The following is a 21249-nucleotide window of genomic DNA, read 5'->3' as shown; positions in this document are numbered from 1 at the left end:
ACACTGCGCAGTGCACGTTAGCAATGGCTAACTATGAGCAAAAATGGAATAGAATGGAAAAAATGAACCGCCAAAAGACGACCTATTTTTTAGTCGCGTTTTGGCGGTTTGTTTCGGGATAATAATTAATTGACTGTCTAGCTGGTATATTGTTCAATTAGGCTGACAAAGCCTGCCGATATTAAGGCGTTAAAAATCTCGGCTTGAGTTAAGTCTGTATAGGATTTGATTTGTTCAATTATTGTTTTACGTCTATTCACAAGGCTTTTATCTTGAAGGTTAAATACTTCAATCGTTTTTTGAACTTTTGCTCGTAATACTAGATCAGAGAGTTTAGGGTGCGGTTCAATTTCCCCCCTCTCGTTATAATAGAAATAATTCTGAACTGCATCCACTACTGGATCAAAAATATTGGCATAATCTAGTTGTCTTATGCCTGATTTGTTGTCCTTGTATTTTGCACCGAAAGCTTCGTGGTTACATGCCGCGATTAGATTGTTCCAGTTAAAAGTGTCTTGGGGGAACATGCTTCTTTTTCTGAAATGGTCTATATGACAATCCCGCTCATCTTCAATCGGGATTTCCGAATAGCCACAAATGCAGTCCTGCTCTCCAATTAAAATGGTTGTTCTGGTGTCTATATAAATTGGATGTCCTCTAGCCCCCGGTCTGCTAAAATCGATATTCCAGTCAGCTCCTGGGTTTTGGTGGCTAAAATCACAGAAAGAAGCCAAAGCATGTGCCTTATTTATTTTTCTCATTTAGCTTAATTCTTTTTGTGATTTCAAGCCTAATATCTGATAGTGCTTTGTCTGATTTTCCAAGATCTTTTTCTAGCTCTCCAAACAGTGTTTGAAACTCATCAGATTTATAATTATTTGCTCTAATAAAGTCCCAAGCGTCATTAAGTTGATGTTGAACTTTTTTGTAGCGTAATCCTTCTAAGTCAAAGAAATCAGTTAGCAAGTCATCGACCGGCTTCCCGTATGGGTTAAATGAAATTTCTTTTATCCTCGATTTGCCGTTTTCATTGGTTAGGACTTTTAATTGTCCCTTTTTTAACGCAGATAGGATGTTCGGTGAATGAGTTGTGATTATGGAAAAATTTTTGAAAAGATCTTCTGTTTCCTTGAACAAGCGATAAACAAATTCTCGTTTCCATTCTGGATGTAGATAGGTATCTGGTTCATCTAACAAGAACAAACTATTGTCAGCCGCTAGCAGCTCTTTTAATCCTGTAATTATCAACAGTTGTTTTTCACCCTCACTTAAATTATTGTAGCCAACCTCACGGTTATTCTTAAATAGTACCAAATCAATGCTTTCGAGAAAGTCGTTTGATTGCAAAGAAACGAGGTATTCGAAAAGCCTTTTTTCAGTTCCGTAAAAACTCCAAATTTTTTCAAGTTCGGACTTGTTCTTTATGGTGAACGAGATGGAATCTGTTTTAAAAGTCGCTGTAGTAGATCCTTTTAAAATATTCATGAATTGACTTAATTCCCCCATCGCTCCCCAAAAATCTTCCGGCACAGATTTAGATTTTGCCCAATTTGGTTTTTTGAAATTGAGCCGAATTGTAGAAAATCCAGTGATTGCAAATTGTTCTCGTAGCGCATCTGGCACATCTCCGTATTCGTAGCTCAATAAGCCAATCAAAATGGCCGGGAGGTTCTGTGGAAGGAAATAATAAAATGGCTGATCAAATTTAACTTCTCCAGTAAGGGTCCCTGTAATTAGTTCTCTCTGAAACTTACTGTAGATGTTGTAAATGCTGTTAGAGATTCCTGAGTAGTAAACTACAAGATTGTCAGGTAAAACATAAGCCAACGTTTCGCCTTTGCTATGTAGATGCTTTTCTATTTCAGAAAAACCCTCGATAGTTTGGGTGCCTTCGTGCAATTTCATTTGCAACTTGTCGTCGAACGATATTTCTACCACAATGTAGTTGACAAACGATTCGCCCCCGAAAGATGTTTCGGTAATTTTTTCTCGTCTGAGCAAATAAGTAATCGAAAATTGAAAAGAGAAAAACTCTTTTTCCAAAGATTTAAAATCTTTTGTGCTAAGAAGAGGAGCGAATATTTGTACTATTGACTCGATTAGCGTTGTTTTTCCCGACCCATTTTTTCCAATGAACACCGCGATATGATCGCTATCTTGAAAGTCAATTGATAAATTCTCAAATAACTTGAAGTTTTTAATGTCTAGTGTAAGTAGTTTCATAATTGTTCATTCAAAGTGAGTTTAATAATCCTAGCATTTGACTAGAAGAAATTTGGCTGAATTGAAGGTTGGTGTTGAAAATCGCTGATTCGAATTGTTCTTTCGCCTTTTTCTTTGAATTTTCAGATGCATTTTTAAGAAATGCTATCTTATTTTCGATTTCGTCAATTGATTTTACCAGTTGCTCTTGAAATTCCATTGGAGGTAAGGGGATTGGTATGTTGTTTATTTTTTCCTGATTGATTATAGGCAATGTTGCTTGTGTTTTTTCCAAAGTTGTAATTTCTTTGAACATCTTGAAATAGTAATATACATATTCTGTCAAAGCCTGGTGTGTATCAATTAAAAAGCCGGTTATTTGTTGATTAGAACAGGCAAACTGTTCGGCTACGATGCCTATTTTGCCAATTGAAGATCCAATTCCAACAAACAGTAATGTTCCTTTTTCAAACACTCTTGCTTTTTTGTCTTCAATTGCTTTAAGCGATATTTTTCGTTCTGCTTGTACTAAATATTTTTCAGTCCCTAAATCAACTGGGGTGAAAAAATTCACTTCGCCAGGTTCGAAATAGTGTTTCTTGGTCGTAGGAGGAGTCGTACCTGTATTAATAGACTTAATAAGCTGACTCATTTTCTTTAATGGGTAATTTGATTTTAATTCTACTGTTCTGTTCCATAAATCCCATCTATCTAAATCAGTAAAACTGTAAACAGAAAACCTTCCTTTGTTCTCATCGTTTTTAATTTTGAGGATAGGTTCAAATATCCCTTTTAGTGACTCTACATGGTTATTGGCCAATTCTTCAGCCTCATTTGCCAATGACATATTCGTTTCAAATTCTGAACATATCTCCTTCTGGACTTTAATAGAGGGCACCGGAATTCTGAATTCTAAGAAGGCATTTTCATCTACTCTCTGCCGGCCAGTAGTGCCCGAGCTAGCACGTTGGCAAAGTTCAGCAAAGTGTCTTGTTCCCGTGATTAGATTAAAAAAATCCGGTAGTATCCTTTCTGTATTGATATTATAGCTTAAGAAATCCTGAGTTGTAATGGCTCCTTCGAGTTCGGCAGGCACAATGCCAAAAGCCCCGTTACGAGCATCTATTTTGCTCATAATAAACTGACCTTGTGAAATACGAAATTGAGTTTTAGTACCGATATTTTTTCCTAATACTAATTCATCACCACGCTGAACTACACCTTTGCTATAAAGCTTTATAGTTACTTGTTTATATGCTTTGTCATCCTCTAGAATTTCCCTCTCCCTATTTCGAAGAATAAGATTCCTGATTGGTTCTAGGTTGAAACCATCTTTATAAAGTATTTTATTGCTTAATATGGTGCCAGCGCTCCAATTCGACAAAGTTTTAAAGCGCACTTCGTTTAGGTATTTGAATACCGTCTCAGTTTGCATATGCTTCATAAAAAATTTCCGGTTCGGTTACTCTTGTTCCATTAATTAATTGCAATCGGGCAATATTTCCATTTTCATCCACAGGATACTGAACTTCCTTCTTTGGTTCATCCCACAGATTTGCCTTCATTCGATATGCTCTAAACTCTGCAGCCACTTCTACCAATTCGTTTTCGCAGGGGGCTCCAGTGCTGGAGATGCCGGCTTTCTCTATTTCAAAAACTGGAATGGGGTAATCGAAACGTTCTTTTACTATGGATTTGATTTCAATGTTTATTAGATCTTCAATCCGTTTTATCTCTTCGGAATATCTTTTTTTAAGTTCTTTAAGTTCTTTGCGACTCTCTTTAAAAGTCTCTTCGTCTTTTTTGAAAGTTGTTTTTAATTCGTTCAGTTTAGGCTCGTACTTGTTCTTTATTTCTTTGGTAGAATCCTCAACGATTTTTAGATAACTCTCGTATTCTTCGGGGGTAAATTTTTTAAGGAATAATAAGCTAGGCTTGACAGTGGCGCCAGACGCGACAAATACGTCTTGCGGTATAGATGTTATATTAATTAATTTAGCTTTGCCCTCAACGTACTCCCTAATTTTTTGCAAAGCAGTGTTATTTAGGACACCCTCAGGAAGTACAATGCCCATTCTGCCGCCCGGTTTTAAAAGATTAAGACATCTTTCTATAAAGAGTACTTCTGTCAATCCACTCCAAGCTCCAACGTCAAAAATGTCCAATAAGGCTTTTCCTCGGCTCTCACCGTGACCATTATCATAATTAGCCCAATCCTGAATTTGTTTCACAACAGCCTCTCTGTAATGGCTACCGTACCTCTTTTCATAAAATCTGATTTTATCTTCATTAGGAACATCGGAAGGGGTGACCTTTAAGGTTTTATTAACCCGGGAACCGAAGGGGGGATTTGTTAATATGACATCAAAACGCCCGTCAAATATCCCGTTGACGTTTAATAAACCATCATGATGATGTACTCCACCATGGCCATCACCATGCATAATCATATTCATTTTGGCAGTACGCGCCATTCTTGGATTGGCATCAGTCCCGAAGATGCAATCATACGAAAGCGTCTTAAGTCTGCCCCTAGGGTTATGTATATCCAATTCGAAATTGAATTTGCCAAATAGTTCATCTACTTGTTTGGCCAACTCCTCTTGTCTCTTTTCTGGTAAAGTATTATAGTCCTGTCCAAAGTAGTGTTTTTTAATCTTCTCTTTTTGGCCTTGCACATCTCTTTCTATTTTATCCCGAACATATTCAAATGCTTTGATTAAAAAACCGCCACTGCCACAACAAGGGTCGCAAATTATGTCACCTTCCATTGGGTCAAGTACATCAACCATATAATCTACTATGGTACGTGGAGTAAAAAACTGGCCTAGCTCTCCACGGAATGTTCTACCTAAAAACTCTTCAAAGGCGATACCCTTTATATCATCAGAGGTGTCAGAAAGATTATATTTTTCCAACTCTTTCACAATTTGTAAAAAGCTTGTTTCTCTAATCTTGATTGTATCGTTTGGGTCAAAAATTTCATCCGCTTCGAAAACTTTTTTAGTCAAGTCAAAAAAGTGTTGAAAGAAAGGTTTTCCACTGCTGCCCGTAGTTTCAACATATGCATTTCGAAGCCCTTTGAATTTTTCCTCTGAGAAAAGAGCTTTTGTTTTTGCCTGCTCTCTTTCATAACGAATTTTCATAAAGAGAATCTTGCTGATCTCGTCAAATGCAGCCTCGGGAGATAGCTTGTCATTGTTGCGAATGATGTTGTGGCATTTGAATAGTAGCCTGCTAAATTCATCTCGCGTAAATGCCTTTGTCTTGGTCAAGAGCCCTTCGATTTTCTTTTTATCAAAGAGTTCTATAGCATTCGGTATTTCTACGACTTCTTCCAGTTTCTTAGGCATTCTACCGTTTACAACTTTAAAGAATTTTGTATCCTTCAGGTTGGTGGTTACAAAAAAGTCAGCACCTGCCCAAGATGCGTAGTTGTATCCTTGGTAGTAGTCTTCTTCGTGAATGGTGATTTGCTCTGCTTTGCATTCAATAACGATAATTGGACTATTATCGGAATTTCGGTCTTCTTTAGTTTTCCAGATTACAATATCTGCCCGGGCTTTACCCTGACCTCTTTTAGAGTTGTTGACTTTTACCTCTTGAGCCATCTGGTCTAGTGAATAGCCATATTGGTTTACTAAGTGAACAATGTACTGTTGTCTAACTTCTTCCTCAGGTGTACAAATCAATTCTTTGCCGATCAATGGGGCAAAAATCTTATTGCCATTTCTTTTTACTTCCATAACCATTGTTCAATGTTTTGATTGCTTTTTAAAAGTTGGGTAGTGTCTTTAAATAAAAGCGGGTACTAATTATATGCCTTACGAATATACTCGCTCTTAACTATTTCATCCTTGTCTTCCCAATTAAACCCCAAAGCATCGACAAAATTTGCTACGAGAGAATAAATCGTTTGATCGGTTTCTTTAGCATAATGGGTATGACGCAAATAATTAAATAAAGGCCGCGTTCTTTTGATAAAATCACGGTAGTATGCGGCGACATTTTTTTCTTTGGGTACTATTGTCTCGGGCTGATTTTCTACCCAATCGGAAAGTTCAAAGAAAATATCAAACAATAAAGGGTGTGTCTTTACTGATACAGTTTTCCTATTTGATTTGAATGTTAATGACTGTAAATAGTCCTCGTCATTTGTATTCTTTTTAGGGTTTTCATAAGCGGATTTTAATTCTTTAAAAAAAGATTTTAACCCCTTCAAATCCTGATTGTAGTTATTGGGTATTTTATAATATTCAATGCTAGTGCTCCATTTGGCACTATCTAGCGCATCAAAATAATAAAGCCCCAAGAAGTATAGGTTGGCGTCAGATGCTAATTGTTCGTCTTCTAGGAACTCGCGGAATCGAATATATTTATCCTTTTGAACGAATAGCGAGAAGTTTTTTTTAAAATAGATTTCGTTTACAACTCGATCATTGAGATATTTTTTTATCTCTACATAGTCTGGGTTCGGGAAATTGCGCATGTCTGTCGTCGGTTCCATAGTGTAATTTAAATAGTCGGTAGTTTATTGACCGCTTCCCTTTTTAAATCTTCGGCGATGTGGGTGTATCTCTGGGTATATTTAAGCGTGGAGTGTCCTAACAACTTACTGATAATTGTGACGTCAGTTTTATAGTGGACAAGATTGGTTGCAAAGGAGTGACGAGCACAGTGCCATGTTATATGCTTTTGAATCTCTGCTTTCGAAACCCAACTTCTAAGGGATTTAAGCGCGGCAGTGTTGCTTGGTAAAGTAAATACTAAATCCTCTTGCTGACCTGGCTCTGTCAACATTGAAAGGGGAGTGCTGTGTAAGTTAACTACAGTTTCTGTGCCTGTTTTTGCTCTTACCTTCGTCAATTTTTGGTTCCTAAGATCAATGTGTTTCCACTTTAATTCTTTTACATCTATCCAACTCAGCCCCGTAAAGCAGCAAAATAAAAATGCATTCCTTACTTCACCATTAGTTATCGGTGTTTCTGCAAGTATCTTTATCTCGTCTATTGTGAGCACTTGTTTCACAAGGCTATCGTCTCTTTTTATTGTTACATCGGATGTCGGGTTGTTCAATAGCACTTTCTCTCTTACTGCTTGCTTAATCATTTTTTTGAACCGTTTGAAATAGCTGCTAGCACCTTCACCTTGCGATGTCTCACGCAAGTATTCAGAATATTTAAAAACGATGTTCTCGTTAAGCTGTTTCATCGTAAGGCTTTTGATGCCTTCTTTTTTCATGAATGCTTTGAACCGATTACATGCTCCTTCCATGTTCCGTTTATCCTTCTTGGTGTACTTGCTAATGTAGTTTTCAAAGTATTGGATAAAATCTACATTGCTTTTGAAGGAGGTCACGACATCATAACCACTGCTTACAAGTTCTTGTGCTCGCTTATTTCTAATGCTTTCGGCGAGCTCTAAATTCTCTTTATTTGTTTGTCTATCGATAGGTGAGCTAGGCTTCGTTTTTAGTTTCAAATCCTTTAAAAACTCATAGCTGCGTTTACCATTGTGGTAAATATCAAGAATTAGCGAGGTCGTACCGTCCGCATTCTTCCGTTTTCTAAGCGTCACACCCATGTTACTTTGCTTTTTGTTACTTTAAAAAAGTGATGTAATGTAGATTCACCGATGTTTTTATCGTTTTGATTCCTTTGGTTGGATAATGTTTTACAAAAGTAAACCGAAAATTTTTGAAGTAACAACAGAGTAACAAAAAAAGCGAAAACAAGAGAATATTGGAGCTAAACAAAAACAGGAAAACGTTGAATTTGTGGCATGTACGGGCATGAAAAAACCCACCTTTCGGTGGGTTGTGTGCCCCAGACGGGAATCGAACCCGTACTCGCCTTACGGCAAACAGGATTTTAAGTCCTGCGCGTCTACCTGTTCCGCCACCAGGGCAGCCGCACTAAAATAGTGCTTAAATAAAAAATTCCAAACCGTTATGGTTTGGAATTCTCCGAGCGGAAGACGCGATTCGAACGCGCGACCCTCACCTTGGCAAGGTGATGCTCTACCAGCTGAGCTACTTCCGCATGTGTTTTAAGAACTTGTTTCCCGTTGTTGGGATTGCAAAGATAGTGCAGGACTCTAAAATTGCAAATCCTTTTTCGATTTTTTTTGAGATTGCTCTAGTAATGAACGCTGTAAGTCTTTGCAGGAGCACTTTATGAAAGGAAAAATTATTCATTTCATCACGTTTGCTTTGTATGTCGGCATACAAAACGTCCCCAGATTGGACTTCGCAAAAGTTGTCATCTTATCTCAATCAATAGAATAGCTATTCGAAAAAGCGCACACAAAAAGTTCCCAAAACCAACCGCGCCGCTTACCTTTACGCCCGGTTTTATGGCAGCGAGTCCTTTATTATCATTAGTACGGAAAGATTTAGTCATGGAGTGGCGGCAGAAGCATACGCTTTTCGGCGTCCTGCTCTACGTGGGCTCTACCGTGTTTGTGATCTATATGATGAACGGTCAGCCGGTGGATAAAGTCTGGAACGCATTGTTCTGGCTTACCCAATTATTTGTTGCTGTAAACGCAGTTGCCAAGAGCTTCTTGCAGGAGTCCGTTTCTCGCTTTCGTTACTATTACAGCATCGTCAAGCCACAAACCTTCATGCTCGCCAAAATGATCTACAGCCTCGTGCTGCAGACCTTCATGACGCTGGTCAGCCTCATCTTGTTCTGGATCATGCTCGGCGATCCCATTACACAAAATGGTTTATTCGCCTGCGTGGCATTGCTCGGTGGTGTGAGTCTGGCGTTGGTATTTACTTTCATTTCGGCAATTGCGGCGCGTGCCAATCAGAATACAGGGATGATGGCCATTATCGGTTTTCCGCTGGTGACGCCAGTACTGATGATCTTGGGCAATCTGGCACTCAAAGCCATCGCGCCGGTTTATCAACCCGGTTGGTGGACACTTGCCGGCGTACTGGCTCTTTTTGACGGATTGGTGGTGGTCCTTTCCGTTATTCTTTTTCCTTTTCTCTGGAAAGAATAGCAGGGTAGTTGGTCTCGTTTTGTTTTATCGTATGATTATCATTTACTTGTAATAAGTTTGAATATGAACTTAATGTTACAAAGATGTATACGGGATTAAAGCAAAAGCCTACCTTTGCCCCAAATTTTTATTGTCTATGCGACAATCCTGGTGGAAAATCGTCTGTGTTGCGCTGCTGGCTTACACTTTGATCGGTGGTATGCTGTTGCCGGTGCCAAGACTGTTTATTCTTAACGAGACGATCCGCAACCTTTATTTTCACGTTCCGATGTGGTTCGCTATGGTGATTTTGTTTGCTGTATCGTTTTGGTACGCCATCAAATATCTGCGTTCCGGCAAAATGGAAGACGATATTTATTCGGTACAGTTCGCTAATGTCGGCATCTTATTTAGTGTGCTTGGTATGCTCACAGGTATGGAATGGGCTACGTATACCTGGGATGGCGGTCCGTGGACGGGTGATCCGAAGCAGCTTTGTGCGGCTTTGTGTATGCTGATCTATTTTGCTTATCTCGTGCTGCGCGCCGGTATTAAAGATGAAGAGAAGCGCGCCAATATCAGTGCGGTGATGAATATTTTCGCGTTCGCGCTGATGATTCCTTTGATTTTCGTGATTCCGCGTATGGTAAGTTCGTTGCACCCCGGTGGCAGCGGCAATCCTGCGTTTAGTAAATATGATCTGGATAGTGACATGCGTATGGTGTTTTATCCGGCGATCATTGCGTGGATTCTATTGTCGGTGTGGATTACCAGTCTTTGCATTCGCCTCAATCTGATTAAGTACAAAAAGGACAATAGTTTCCGTTTTGAACTGGAGGAAAAAATAGCAGCGAAGTCTAAAGCCTAGGTGAGCAAGCACTCACTTGTGAAGGTATTCTTAAATATTGTGAAACAGTTAGTATAAACTATATAAAAATGCGCAAAGCATCGTTTTTTACAACCATATTTTTATTGCTAATCTCCTTTGTATCAAGGGCTCAGGGCGATAATCCGGAAATGGCGGACGGCCTCCGCAGTAATGGTAAAATATACGTTGTGGTTTTAGTATTAGCTACTATCTTTGCCGGAATTATTGCGTTTCTGGTATCCCTCGACCGCAAGATTAAGAAGCTTGAAAAAAATAATTAACCTCTTTATTTTTTAACTAACAATTTATGGTAGAAACAGCAACTGCCAATGCCAAGCAAGAGCATTACAGCTTCTTTAAAGGCGTAGAACGCAACTTCGATAAAGCTGCGAAGTACACTCGTTTTGAATCTGGTATTCTGGAACAAATCAAAGCTTGTAACTCAGTTTACCGTATGAAATTCCCTGTTCGTATCGGTGAAAAAGTAGAAGTAATCGAAGCTTACCGTGTACAACACTCTCATCACAAACTGCCATGTAAAGGTGGTATCCGTTACAGCATGGATGTAAACCAGGACGAAGTAATGGCCCTGGCTGCGCTGATGACTTACAAATGCGCTATCGTAAACGTACCATTTGGTGGTGCGAAAGGCGGTATCCGTATCAATCCGAAAAACTACAGCGTTTTCGAACTCGAAAAAATCACACGTCGTTATGCATCTGAACTGGTGAAGAAAAACTTCATCGGTGCTGGTATCGACGTACCTGCTCCTGACTACGGTACAGGCGCTCGTGAAATGAGCTGGATCGCTGATACATATGCATCCCTGAATCCGGGTGATGTAAACGCACTGGGTTGCGTAACTGGTAAGCCAGTTAGCCAGGGCGGCGTTCGTGGCCGTACTGAAGCTACAGGTCTTGGTGTTTTCTATGGCGTTCGCGAACTGTGTAACGTTGTTGAAGACATGAAGAAACTGGGTCTGACTCCTGGTGTTCAAGGTAAAAAAGTAATCGTACAAGGTCTGGGTAACGTAGGTTATCACGCAGCTAAATTCTTCGCTGAAGGTGGTTCTGTAATCGTTGGTCTGGCTGAATACGAAGGGGGTATCTACAACGCTGCAGGTCTTGATCTGGAAGCAGTAGTTGCTCACCGTAAAGCAACAGGTTCTATCAAAGGTTTCCCTGGTGCTACTTTCTTCGAAAATAGCTTCGATACACTGGAACAAGAATGTGATATCCTGATTCCTGCTGCGCTGGAAAACGTTATCAATGCTGGTAACGCTGACCGCATCAAAGCTAAAATCATCGGTGAAGGCGCTAACGGTCCGTTGACTCCTGAAGCTGACGAAATCCTGAACAAGAAAGGTGCAATCATTGTTCCTGACATGTACCTGAACGCAGGTGGTGTTACTGTTTCTTACTTCGAATGGTTGAAAAACCTGAGCCACGTTCGTTTCGGTCGTATGGACAAACGTTTCAGCGAAAACCAGAATGCTTCTATCATCAAAACGGTAGAAAACATGACTGGTAAAACTGTAACTGACATCGAGCGCAAACAACTGCTGCACGGTCCGGATGAAGTTGATCTGGTTTATTCTGGTCTGGAAGACACTATGATCGGTTCTTTCCATGAAATCCGCGAAGCTATGCAAGCTAACCCTGGCGTTGATATGCGTACTGCAGCGTTCATCGTAGCAATCAACAAAGTTGGTGTTGCTTACGAAGAACTCGGTATCTTCCCATAGTAGTTTATCTGCTTTTTATAGAAAGAGGCTCCTGAAAGGAGTCTCTTTTTTTTGTATCAAGTAGTAAATATTAAGTATCGGGCTGTGGATATATGCTCGTGTTTGTCATGTCGACGGTAGGAGGTGTCCCGCAAGCAGCGATGTCATGCTGAGCGTAGTCGAAGCATTGTGCGTGGCCCTTCGCCTCCGCTCAGGTGACATTTATTTTAATATAGCTTGTGTTATCCGGGGCTTTTTTCTTTTTGTCTGGAGACCTTGCGTGCAACGTCTTACGATGATGCGCGGGCAAAGCGCGATGTCATTCTGAGCGCAGTCGAAGCATTGTGCGAGGCCCTTCGCCTCCGCTCCGGGGGGCACTTATTTTAATATAGCTTGTGTTATCCGGGGCTTTTTTCTTTTTGTCTGGAGATGTAGCGTGCAACGTCTGTACGATGATGCGCGGGCAAAGCGCGATGTCATACTGACCGCAGTCGAAGCATTGTGCGTGGCCCTTCGCCTCCGCTCAGGGTGACACTTATTTTAATATAGCTCGAATTACCGCGGGGAACAAACCTTGAGCTTTAGGCTTTACGCTTTGAGTGCCTAAAATCAGCGATCGGAAAATCAGACATCGGCGATCAGATATTTTTTTCCACGCCATTAAACCAAAACCTTATTTTTTTCATATACGAATAAAATGATGATTTCAAGGTTTTTAATTACTTAATGATTTGTTAATAGTCTGTTAACGGATTTGAAGTGTTATAAAATTGCTAAATAATTAACCTATTTTGATCGTTCGCACATTACTGACGTGCTACCTGTAAACAAATGCTTTTACCATAAACCGAATTGGGATTACTGCATTTCCCTCCTTAAATAAAACAAAACAGTCCAGCTACCCGGACTATAATCTGGTATAATTATCGATGCCTGCACTGGTGTTTCAAGCACCTGTTTTGCCGTAGGCATGCCCAAAACAATATTTTTTAAACATTACTGCTACCAAACACGTATTAGGAATTAACCGACCACTCTATGCACACCCGAATCACTACTGGCTTTGCTACACATCAACGCTTTTTTTTACTTCAATTCTGAGTATGAAATTAACCTTACAAAAGGTCCTTATGAGCTTATGTCTCGTAGGGGCTACCACCGCTGCACGCGCCCAGTTATCGGGCACCTTATCCGTTCCTGGTAGTTCTTATCCCACCATTGCATCTGTTGTTTCTGCGCTCAATACCCAAGGTGTAGGAACGGGAGGTGTTACCGTAAATGTCGCTGCAGGCTATACAGAGACACTTACAGCAACGCTTTCACTTACCGCAACAGGTACATCGGCTAATCCGATCATCTTTCAGAAATCCGGTACCGGCGCCAATCCGATCGTTACCGCTTACTCAAACACTTCCGGAACTGCTACGGCTGCTTCTGCAACGCCCGACGGTATCTGGAATTTCGTAGGTTCCGACTATGTGACTATTGATGGCATTAACCTTGCAGAAAACAGCGCCAATAATACTGCTGCGGCCGCTGCTTCTACGCAGGTTGCTGCCGCTGGTATTTTAATGGAATATGGTTATGCTTTCTTCAAAGCGAGTGCAACCGACGGCGCGCAAAACAACACGATTAAAAATTGTACTATAACACTTAACCGCCTTAACTGGACGGCTGCGGGTTCTTCCAGCCCCTTCTTTCCGGGTGCTACAGGTATTGAAATGGTGAACTGTACGCCTGCAACAACGCAGGCATCGCTTACTGTTGCAGCACCTTCAGGCGCGAGTTCCAATAATAAATTTTATAGTAACACAGTACAGAACTGTAACACTGGTATTGCACTCAGTGGTTATGCGGCTGCTGCTCCATATACATCAGCTGACGCCAATAATGATATTGGTGGTGCTACCACCGCTACGGGCAATACGGTCATCAACTTTGGTGGTGGTGCCAGCGCAACGCAGGTTGCTGCAGGTATTGTTGCGAAAAATGTATGGAGTTTTAATATCTCATACAACACTGTAACCAACAATAACGGCTCCGGAGCAAATCATGTAAACACACTGCGTGGTATCTACTTGCCGGGTGCTGAAGGTGCTGCGGGTAGTGTTAATAACAACACGGTAAACATGACCGGCGGCGGTACTACGCAAAACATTTATGCGATTGATATGGAAGCTGGTTCTACTGCCAATAGCAATACAATCAACGTAAATAACAATACTATTCAGGGAACTTATGCTACTGCGACCACAGGCTGGTTGTATGGTATTTACCTGAATTCTTCAGCGACCACAGTCAATGCGAATAATAATACCATTGGCAGCATGTCTACAACGGCTACGACTGGTAAAATGCCAGGGATTTATAATGATAATACTCCGACCAGTCTGAGCATTAACAATAACTCATTCTCAGGTTTCAGTTTTGGTACGACGACAAATACTACCACGAATTATGTGGTGTATAATAACGCTACAGTGACTGGCACGCTTACTATAAATGGCAACTCGTTTCAGAATTTTACGAATCTGAATGTGTCCGGTTCTTTTTATTTTGTTTATAACAGTACAAACACCGACAGCTATTCATTCCAGAATAACCTGATATCAGGCGTTTCCAGAACCAGTGGAAAAAATGGTGCCTTTTATTGTTACTACAATGGTGCTGGCGGTGCTGGTACTGCTACGTTTGCAAAGAATGTATTTACCGGTTTTACAGCAAGTGGCACAGGTGCATTCTATGGATTGTACTCAAATACTTTGTCCACACAGAATGTCAACTATACAGGAAATAAAATCACGAATATTTCCAACGGCACAGGCATTGTTTATCCAATCTATAACGGATACGGTGATAACGTAAATATCAACAACGACACGATCAGTAATATCAGCGGTGGCGGTGATGTTTATGGCATCTATGGCGGGAACTACACGAACAATTTGAATGTGTTTTCGAACGTAGTAAACACGTTGTCAACATCGGGCTCATCTAATGTTTATGGTATTTATCTGAATGCGGGAAACAATACTATCTCTGTCAATACGGCTTATAAAAATAAGGTTTACGACGTTACTGCAAGCGTGAGCGGCGGAAAGGCATACGGGATCTATCTCGTAGCTAGTGCCATGCACACGGTTTATAATAACCTTGTAGGAGATATCAAAGCGCCTGCTGCTACTAATGCGAATGCGGTAGTGGGTATTTTCATATCGAGCGTTGCAGCTGCAGATGTTTATAACAATACGGTAAACCTCAATGCTACGAGCACTGGTGCGACATTTGGCAGTAGTGCTTTGTATGTATCGTCTACTACACCTACGGTGATGCTGCGTAATAATATCCTCGTTAATAATTCAACGCCAGGGTCTACAAGTGGGTACAGTGCAGCGTTTCGTTATGTTTCAGCTCCGGGTGCAAAATATCAGGTTGGCTCTAATGGCAATCTGTTTTATGCGGGTACGGCAGCAGCTAACCGTTTAATTTACGGGGAAGGAGCATCGGCATCGGCGACCAATGGCAAACAAACGCTGGCCACGTATAAGTCGTATATCGGCAATAGTAAAGACACAACTTCTGTTACCGAGAACCCTGCGTTTGCAAGCACAACAGGCAGTGCAGCAAATTATCTGCATTTAACTGGCGGTGCGTCAACTTATGCAGAAAGTGGCGGCATAAACATTACCGGATTGACTGATGACTATGACGGGGAAGCAAGGGCTGGTAATGCAGGCTATACTGGCAGCGGTTCTGCTCCGGATATTGGCGCAGATGAATTTAACGGTGTGGCATTGACTCCTGCAATTAATAGTGTGGCGATGACACCGCAAGGCACACAATGTACCGCGACTGCGCGCACTATTACGGCTAATGTATCACCGTTGGCTGGCGGATCCGTTAGTTCGGTGACCTTACTTTATTCATTTAATGGTATTGCACAAACGCCAATTGCTATGACTGGCGGCAGCACAAGCGCTGCCTCTAACTGGACGGCAACTATTCCGGCAGCTACACCGGTTAATGCGACTGTTGCCTGGAGTGTCGTAGTTGCCGACGGAACAAATGTCAAACAGACCAATGGCCCATCTTACAGCGATGCGCCGATGACTGGTCTTACGGCTACCGCAACTGCAAGTTTGTCTACCGTATGCTCTGGCAGCCCAAGTGTATTGAAAGTTGTGGTGCCTCTCGGCGCTACTTTTGGTGCGGGTGCTTCCACTACTTCTGGTAGCGGAACTTATAACACCGATGACATAAGTCCGTTTAGCCATTATTTCGGCGGACATAAAGCACAATACATGATCAGAGCCAGTGAACTCACTGCCGCAGGTTTTTCGGCGGGTGATTTTACTTCGCTTGCACTTGATGTAACTACTGCAGGCACTACTTATGCCGGTTTTGCCATTAATCTGACGCAGACGACTGCCAGCGATTTAAGTAATGGTTTTGTTATGTCCAGTCTGACGCAGGTTTATAGCAACAATGCAACGCCGGTAGTTGGTATTAATACCTACAATTTTACAACACCATTTACATGGAACGGTACTTCAAATCTTGTGGTACAAATTTGCTGGAGTAATAATAATTCTGGCGGTAGTGCCGCTGAAGTAAAATATGACGCCACGTCTTTTGCATCTGAAGCTTTCGAGTATCATGATAGTTATACACCGGCAGCCATGTGTGGTGTTACCACTTACTCGGATTACAATTATGCACGACCTAAAATGATACTTTCCGGCGTGAAACCTGGCTATACTTTTTCCTGGTCAGACGGTGCAAACACTGTAGGCACTACTTCTCCATTGACTGTATCGCCAATAAACACTACCACTTATACGGCGACGGTTACAGATGTGAACAACTGCCAGTTGACATCTAACGGCGTTGTCGTAAATACCATCCCATTACCTGCAGCACCAACAGCTACCAATTCCACGCAGTGTGGTGTGGGTGTTCCTACGGCTTCCGTATCAGGTGGTGTGGGTACTTACAAATGGTATAGCGCTGCCACCGGTGGAAGTTTGTTGCAGACGGGCGGCAGCACTTATACAGGTACTGTCACGACTACCACTACTTTTTATGTTTCAGACTCTACGGGTGCTTGCGAAAGTCCGCGTGTACCGGTAGTTATAACGGTCAGCACTCCAGATCAACTGACCATTAATACTGCACAAGACAGCCTTTGTATCGGTAGTGCGGTTGCGATGACGGCAGCTAAAACAGGCATTGCCAACAACTATACTTATACCTGGACAGTAGCACCTGCAACAGGTAGTGGCATGTCGGGCACCGTAACAGGTAATAGCACAAATGTCACACCGACTGCGGCTGGCAGCTATGTTTATACCGTGACTGGTGTGGATGGTTCTTGTACTGCTGTAGCCAATAAGACAATTGTGATCAATCCACTGCCAACTGTTGTCAATTTGAGTGCTACGCCTAATGCGATATGTACGGGTACGCAGGTAGCGTTATCTGCTTTTAGCGTATCTGCTTCAGCAGGTACTACAGCTGTAGGTACGCAATCAACGACGGGTACTACAGGCGGACCATATAGAGAAGGTTCGGGTTATGCAAACAAAGCCCAATATCTTTTTACTGCGGCTGAATTGAATGCAGCAGGCCTTCAGTTAGGAAATATAACTGCGCTTGCTTTTAATGTAACTAGTCTGGGAAATGGTACAATGGGTAATTATACCATTAAAATTGCGCCTACAACGGCAACAACTATTACAACCAATTTCAACACAGCCACACCTACTGTTGTTTATGGGCCTTTGTCTTATACTGCGGTATCAGGTTTAAACACGCATACATTTACGACACCATTTGCATGGGACGGAGTCTCTAATATTGTGGTGACCATCTGTCACGATTACTCTAGTAATAGTTCAAGTTCCGTAGCAATGGCAAGCACAACCAACAAAACATTGTACGATAATTCGGGCTCTGTTTCCAATTGTACGGTCACTGCAGGTTCATCTGCCACTACCAGACCGGTTACCACTTTTTCCGGACAAGTTGGTACAAACGTGACCAGTGCTATGACATGGCAATGGAATCCGGGCGCTGTTTCGGGAAATGCAGTTACTGTTACACCTACCAATACAGGTTCGACAGTAGCAACGCAGACTTATACAGTAAAAGCTACCAATAGCACTACAGGTTGTTTTAAAACAGGAACGGTAGATGTAACTGTTTACCCGACACCTGCAACGCCGGTTGCAACGAATTCAAACCAATGTGGTATTGCTGTGCCAACGGCTTCCGTATCTGGCGGTGTTGGTGTTTACAAATGGTACAATGCTGCAACGGGCAATACTGTACTGCAAAGAGGTGGCAACACTTATACAGGTGCTATCAATACAACAACTACTTTTTATGTAGCAGATTCTTCAGGCTTGTGTGAAAGTGCTCGTGTTCCAGTTACAGTGACTGTAACGCAGCCAGATTCGATCAGTGTGAAAGCTAACGGTACGGTGACTGCGACAACAGCTTGTCTCAATAGTCCGTTAAATCTGTCTACTGTGAAAGTTGGTACGGCAAATACCTACACGTACAAATGGACGGCAAGTCCGGTAACGGGCAGCGATATTCCTGCGACTGGTACAACAGGTCAGAATATTACAGCGACGCCAACTGCTGCCGGGTCTTATGTGTATACGGTAACCGCAACAGATGCTGGTTGTACCGCGATAGCTTCGGTAACGGTAAATGTGATCAATACATTTGCGAATATTCCAGTGGTTAGTTCTGTGACAAAACCTACTATTTGTGCGGGTGATCCGGATACGCTGAAAGCAATGATCACAGCGCCTTTCTTCAAGGAAAACTTTGAAGATGCTTCTTTCCCGCTGACAACCTTTGCAACAAGTTCTGTTTCTGGTACAGTATCAGCAGCACAGAATACTACTTATTTTGCGCAGGGTAGTAGTTCTCTCTTGTTTAAAACAACTTCTGCTTACGCTGACGTAAACCTTTCATCAGCTTCGCCAGTTGATCTGACGCCTTATACTGCTGCGAAACTTACCTTCTCTCATATTGCAGCTATGGAAGGTCCAACGACGGCATATGACACTGGTTTCGTACAGTATTCTACGAATGGTGGTACTACATGGACAACTTTCCCTGCTTCTAGCTATGCTGGTACCGGTACAATGATTGGCACCGGCGTTTCTTTCTCTACACGCAGTTATGCCGACTGGATCACCAACTTTACCGGAGCTAGTTCGACACCAACCAATGCACTGTGGAAAAATGAAACCATCAACATTCCGGCAGCCGCATTGACCAGTACACAGTTTAAAATCCGTTTCCGCATTACTACAGATGTTTCAACGACTTATTATGGTTGGCTGATTGATAGCTTGCAGCTTGTTGGTACTTCATTAGCGAATGTATCCTGGAGTAACGGTGCGACAGTTGTTGGCACGGCTAATCCACAAGCGGTAACGCCGACAACCACGACTACATATACACCGACGGTAACTTATAATGGATGTTCTACTGCTGCCACTCCGGTAACAGTAACCGTCAATTCTTTACCTACAGCTACGATTACACCATCTGTTGCGACTGCCATTTGTGCGGGTAACAACATTGTGCTTACAGCGGCTACAGGTACAGGGTACGCGTATCAGTGGAAATTGAATGGCGCAGTTATCAATGGTGCTACCGGCGGTACTTACACTGCAACCGCTGCGGGAAGTTATACGGTGACTGTAACAACTGCCAGTTGTGCTGCTACGTCCGCAGCAACTGATATTACCGTAACACCTTTACCAACTGCAACCATTACTGCCGGCGGACCAACTACGGTTTGTACAGGCGGTAATGTAGTATTGAATGCTGCTACAGGTACAGGTCTTACTTATGAATGGAAGCTAAACGGAAGTAGTATCAATGGTGCTACCAATGCCAGCTATACAGCAACCGCCACTGGGCTTTACACGGTAACCGTTACCGGTAATGGTTGTAGTGCAACGGCTACAGCTGTTAATGTAGCAGTATTGCCACCGCCAACGGCTACTATTTCAGCACAAGGCAATACAACTTTCTGTCTGGGTGATAGTACTGCGCTGGTTGCGAATACGGGTACAGGTTTTACTTATATCTGGAAACGTAATGGTACTACTATCGCAGGTGCAACCGCCAACATACATTATGCAACACAGGCGGGCACTTATACTGTCGATGTTTCTAATGGCGGATGTGCCACTACATCAAACAGCGTCGTGATTTCGGTAAATCCGTTACCGGCGGTTACTGTTACTGCATCCGGACCAATTGGATTCTGCATTGGTGGTGACGTAATATTGAATGCATCGCCAACAACAGGACTTACCTATACCTGGAAAGAAAATGGAACGCCAATTCCCGGTGCCACAACATCCAGCTACACGGCCACTCAGACAGCGGCGTATACGGTGACGGTCTCCAACGGTACTTGTCCGAATACATCATCGGCAATAAATGTTACAGCGTTCCCATTACCTACAGCAAATATTACAGCACTTACAGCAACGACGATATGTGCGAATGATACAGCTGCATTGGAAGCTCCGGCCGGAGCAGGCTACACTTATCAGTGGTATTTGAACGGTGCTATTATTCCGGGAGCTAATGGTCAGATTTATAGCACAAGTACAGCGGGCAATTACACGGTTCAGGTGACAACTGCAAACGGATGTACTGCTACGTCCACGACGGCTGTTACCATCAGCACATTCACTGCTCCGAATACTGTTGTGACGCACAACAAACCGCTGGCACTTTGTGAAGGTGATAATCTGATACTTTCAGTAAACACGGGCCTTAATTACACTTATCAATGGTATAAAAATGGCAGCCCGATCAACGGTGCTACCAGTGCAAACTATACCGTTGTATCACAAGCTGGCATTTTTACGGTTCGTGTGTCTACGCCAAACGGTTGTACCGGTCTTTCTCTTGATCAGGTAGTAACGGTGGTGCCGCTGGTATATCCGATTATTGCCATCAATGGTACAACACTGAGTACTTCTGGTTTTACGGCTTATCAATGGTATTTGAATAACACACCGATTCCTGGTGCGACAAATGCCAGCTACACAGTGGAACAAGACGGCTACTATACGGTGCTGGGTACCGCACCAAATGGTTGCCCTACGATGTCTGCAATTGCAAACATTCAGTTCCTCGGTATTGAAACCATAAAAGCAGAGATGGTAAGAATCTATCCGAATCCTTCTTCTTCTAAAGTATATATCGATGCGCCGAAAGATGTGAATGTCGCACTTTGTGCAGTAGACGGCCGTGTGCTCGATTATGTGAAAAAAGCGAAGCAGATAGATATCTCCAATTACGCCGACGGCGTTTATATGATCCGTGTACTTGATGAAAACGATATTCTCGTAAAAATTGAGAAACTGGTGAAGACGAGTCATTAATGTGTTGATAGGTTAAAACGTTGATACGTTTTGAA

General features: G+C 42.2%; 11 protein-coding genes and 2 tRNA genes. 5 read left to right on the top strand and 8 right to left on the bottom strand.

What is annotated here, in order from left to right; genetic code table 11:
• Positions 1 to 137 precede the first annotated feature (137 nt).
• The 8 genes from DN068_RS07520 to DN068_RS07485 all read right to left on the bottom strand — a co-directional run bounded on the left by DN068_RS07520 (position 138) and on the right by DN068_RS07485 (position 8243).
• Positions 138 to 761, bottom strand: coding sequence for a retron system putative HNH endonuclease (locus DN068_RS07520; protein WP_110998289.1), 624 nt, complete (start codon positions 759 to 761; stop codon positions 138 to 140).
• The gene (locus tag DN068_RS07515; RefSeq protein WP_110998288.1) at positions 745 to 2223 is read right to left on the bottom strand and encodes an AAA family ATPase; all 1479 of its coding nucleotides are present in this window, start codon (positions 2221 to 2223) and stop codon (positions 745 to 747) included. Before DN068_RS07515 ends, DN068_RS07520 begins: the two co-directional genes overlap by 17 nt.
• Before the next feature lie 10 nt (positions 2224 to 2233).
• Complete coding sequence (locus DN068_RS07510) at positions 2234 to 3646, bottom strand: restriction endonuclease subunit S (protein WP_110998287.1); 1413 nt, start codon at positions 3644 to 3646, stop codon at positions 2234 to 2236.
• Entirely contained in the window at positions 3627 to 5948 is a 2322-nt protein-coding gene (locus tag DN068_RS07505) for an N-6 DNA methylase (protein ID WP_110998363.1), read from the bottom strand. The genes DN068_RS07510 and DN068_RS07505 overlap by 20 nt, the downstream gene beginning before the upstream one ends.
• 65 nt (positions 5949 to 6013) lie before the next feature.
• Positions 6014 to 6709 carry a hypothetical protein gene (locus DN068_RS07500; RefSeq protein WP_110998286.1) on the bottom strand — a complete coding sequence of 232 codons (696 nt, stop codon included), beginning with the start codon at positions 6707 to 6709 and terminating at the stop codon, positions 6014 to 6016.
• Between the two features lie 8 nt (positions 6710 to 6717).
• A complete protein-coding gene (locus DN068_RS07495) occupies positions 6718 to 7785 on the bottom strand; it encodes a site-specific integrase (RefSeq protein WP_110998285.1) in 1068 nt (355 codons plus the stop codon).
• A 238-nt stretch (positions 7786 to 8023) separates the two neighbouring features.
• A tRNA-Leu gene (locus DN068_RS07490) sits at positions 8024 to 8109 on the bottom strand.
• Between the two features lie 61 nt (positions 8110 to 8170).
• Positions 8171 to 8243: transfer RNA gene (locus DN068_RS07485), tRNA-Gly, on the bottom strand.
• 313 nt (positions 8244 to 8556) lie between these two features.
• Between DN068_RS07485 and DN068_RS07475 the strand changes: the two genes are divergently transcribed.
• The 5 genes from DN068_RS07475 (at position 8557) to DN068_RS07455 (ending at position 21214) form a co-directional block, all read left to right on the top strand.
• Complete coding sequence (locus DN068_RS07475; protein ID WP_110998283.1) at positions 8557 to 9213, top strand: heme exporter protein CcmB; 657 nt, start codon at positions 8557 to 8559, stop codon at positions 9211 to 9213.
• A gap of 136 nt (positions 9214 to 9349) precedes the next feature.
• Complete coding sequence (gene ccsA / locus DN068_RS07470; RefSeq protein ID WP_110998282.1) at positions 9350 to 10060, top strand: cytochrome c biogenesis protein CcsA; 711 nt, start codon at positions 9350 to 9352, stop codon at positions 10058 to 10060.
• Between the two features lie 68 nt (positions 10061 to 10128).
• Positions 10129 to 10341, top strand: a complete 213-nt coding sequence (locus tag DN068_RS07465; RefSeq protein ID WP_110998281.1) for a CcmD family protein — start codon at positions 10129 to 10131, stop codon at positions 10339 to 10341.
• 26 nt (positions 10342 to 10367) lie between these two features.
• Positions 10368 to 11804 carry a Glu/Leu/Phe/Val family dehydrogenase gene (locus DN068_RS07460; protein ID WP_110998280.1) on the top strand — a complete coding sequence of 479 codons (1437 nt, stop codon included), beginning with the start codon at positions 10368 to 10370 and terminating at the stop codon, positions 11802 to 11804.
• 1109 nt (positions 11805 to 12913) lie between these two features.
• Positions 12914 to 21214: an Ig-like domain-containing protein gene (locus DN068_RS07455; protein ID WP_123985276.1), complete on the top strand. Its 8301-nt coding sequence runs from the start codon at positions 12914 to 12916 to the stop codon at positions 21212 to 21214.
• Positions 21215 to 21249 lie beyond the last annotated feature (35 nt).

Source organism: Taibaiella soli (assembly GCF_003236175.1).
Taxonomy (GTDB): domain Bacteria; phylum Bacteroidota; class Bacteroidia; order Chitinophagales; family Chitinophagaceae; genus QKTW01.
The sequence above is the reverse complement of the archived record's forward strand: the minus strand, read 5'-3'. Positions and strand labels throughout refer to the sequence as shown.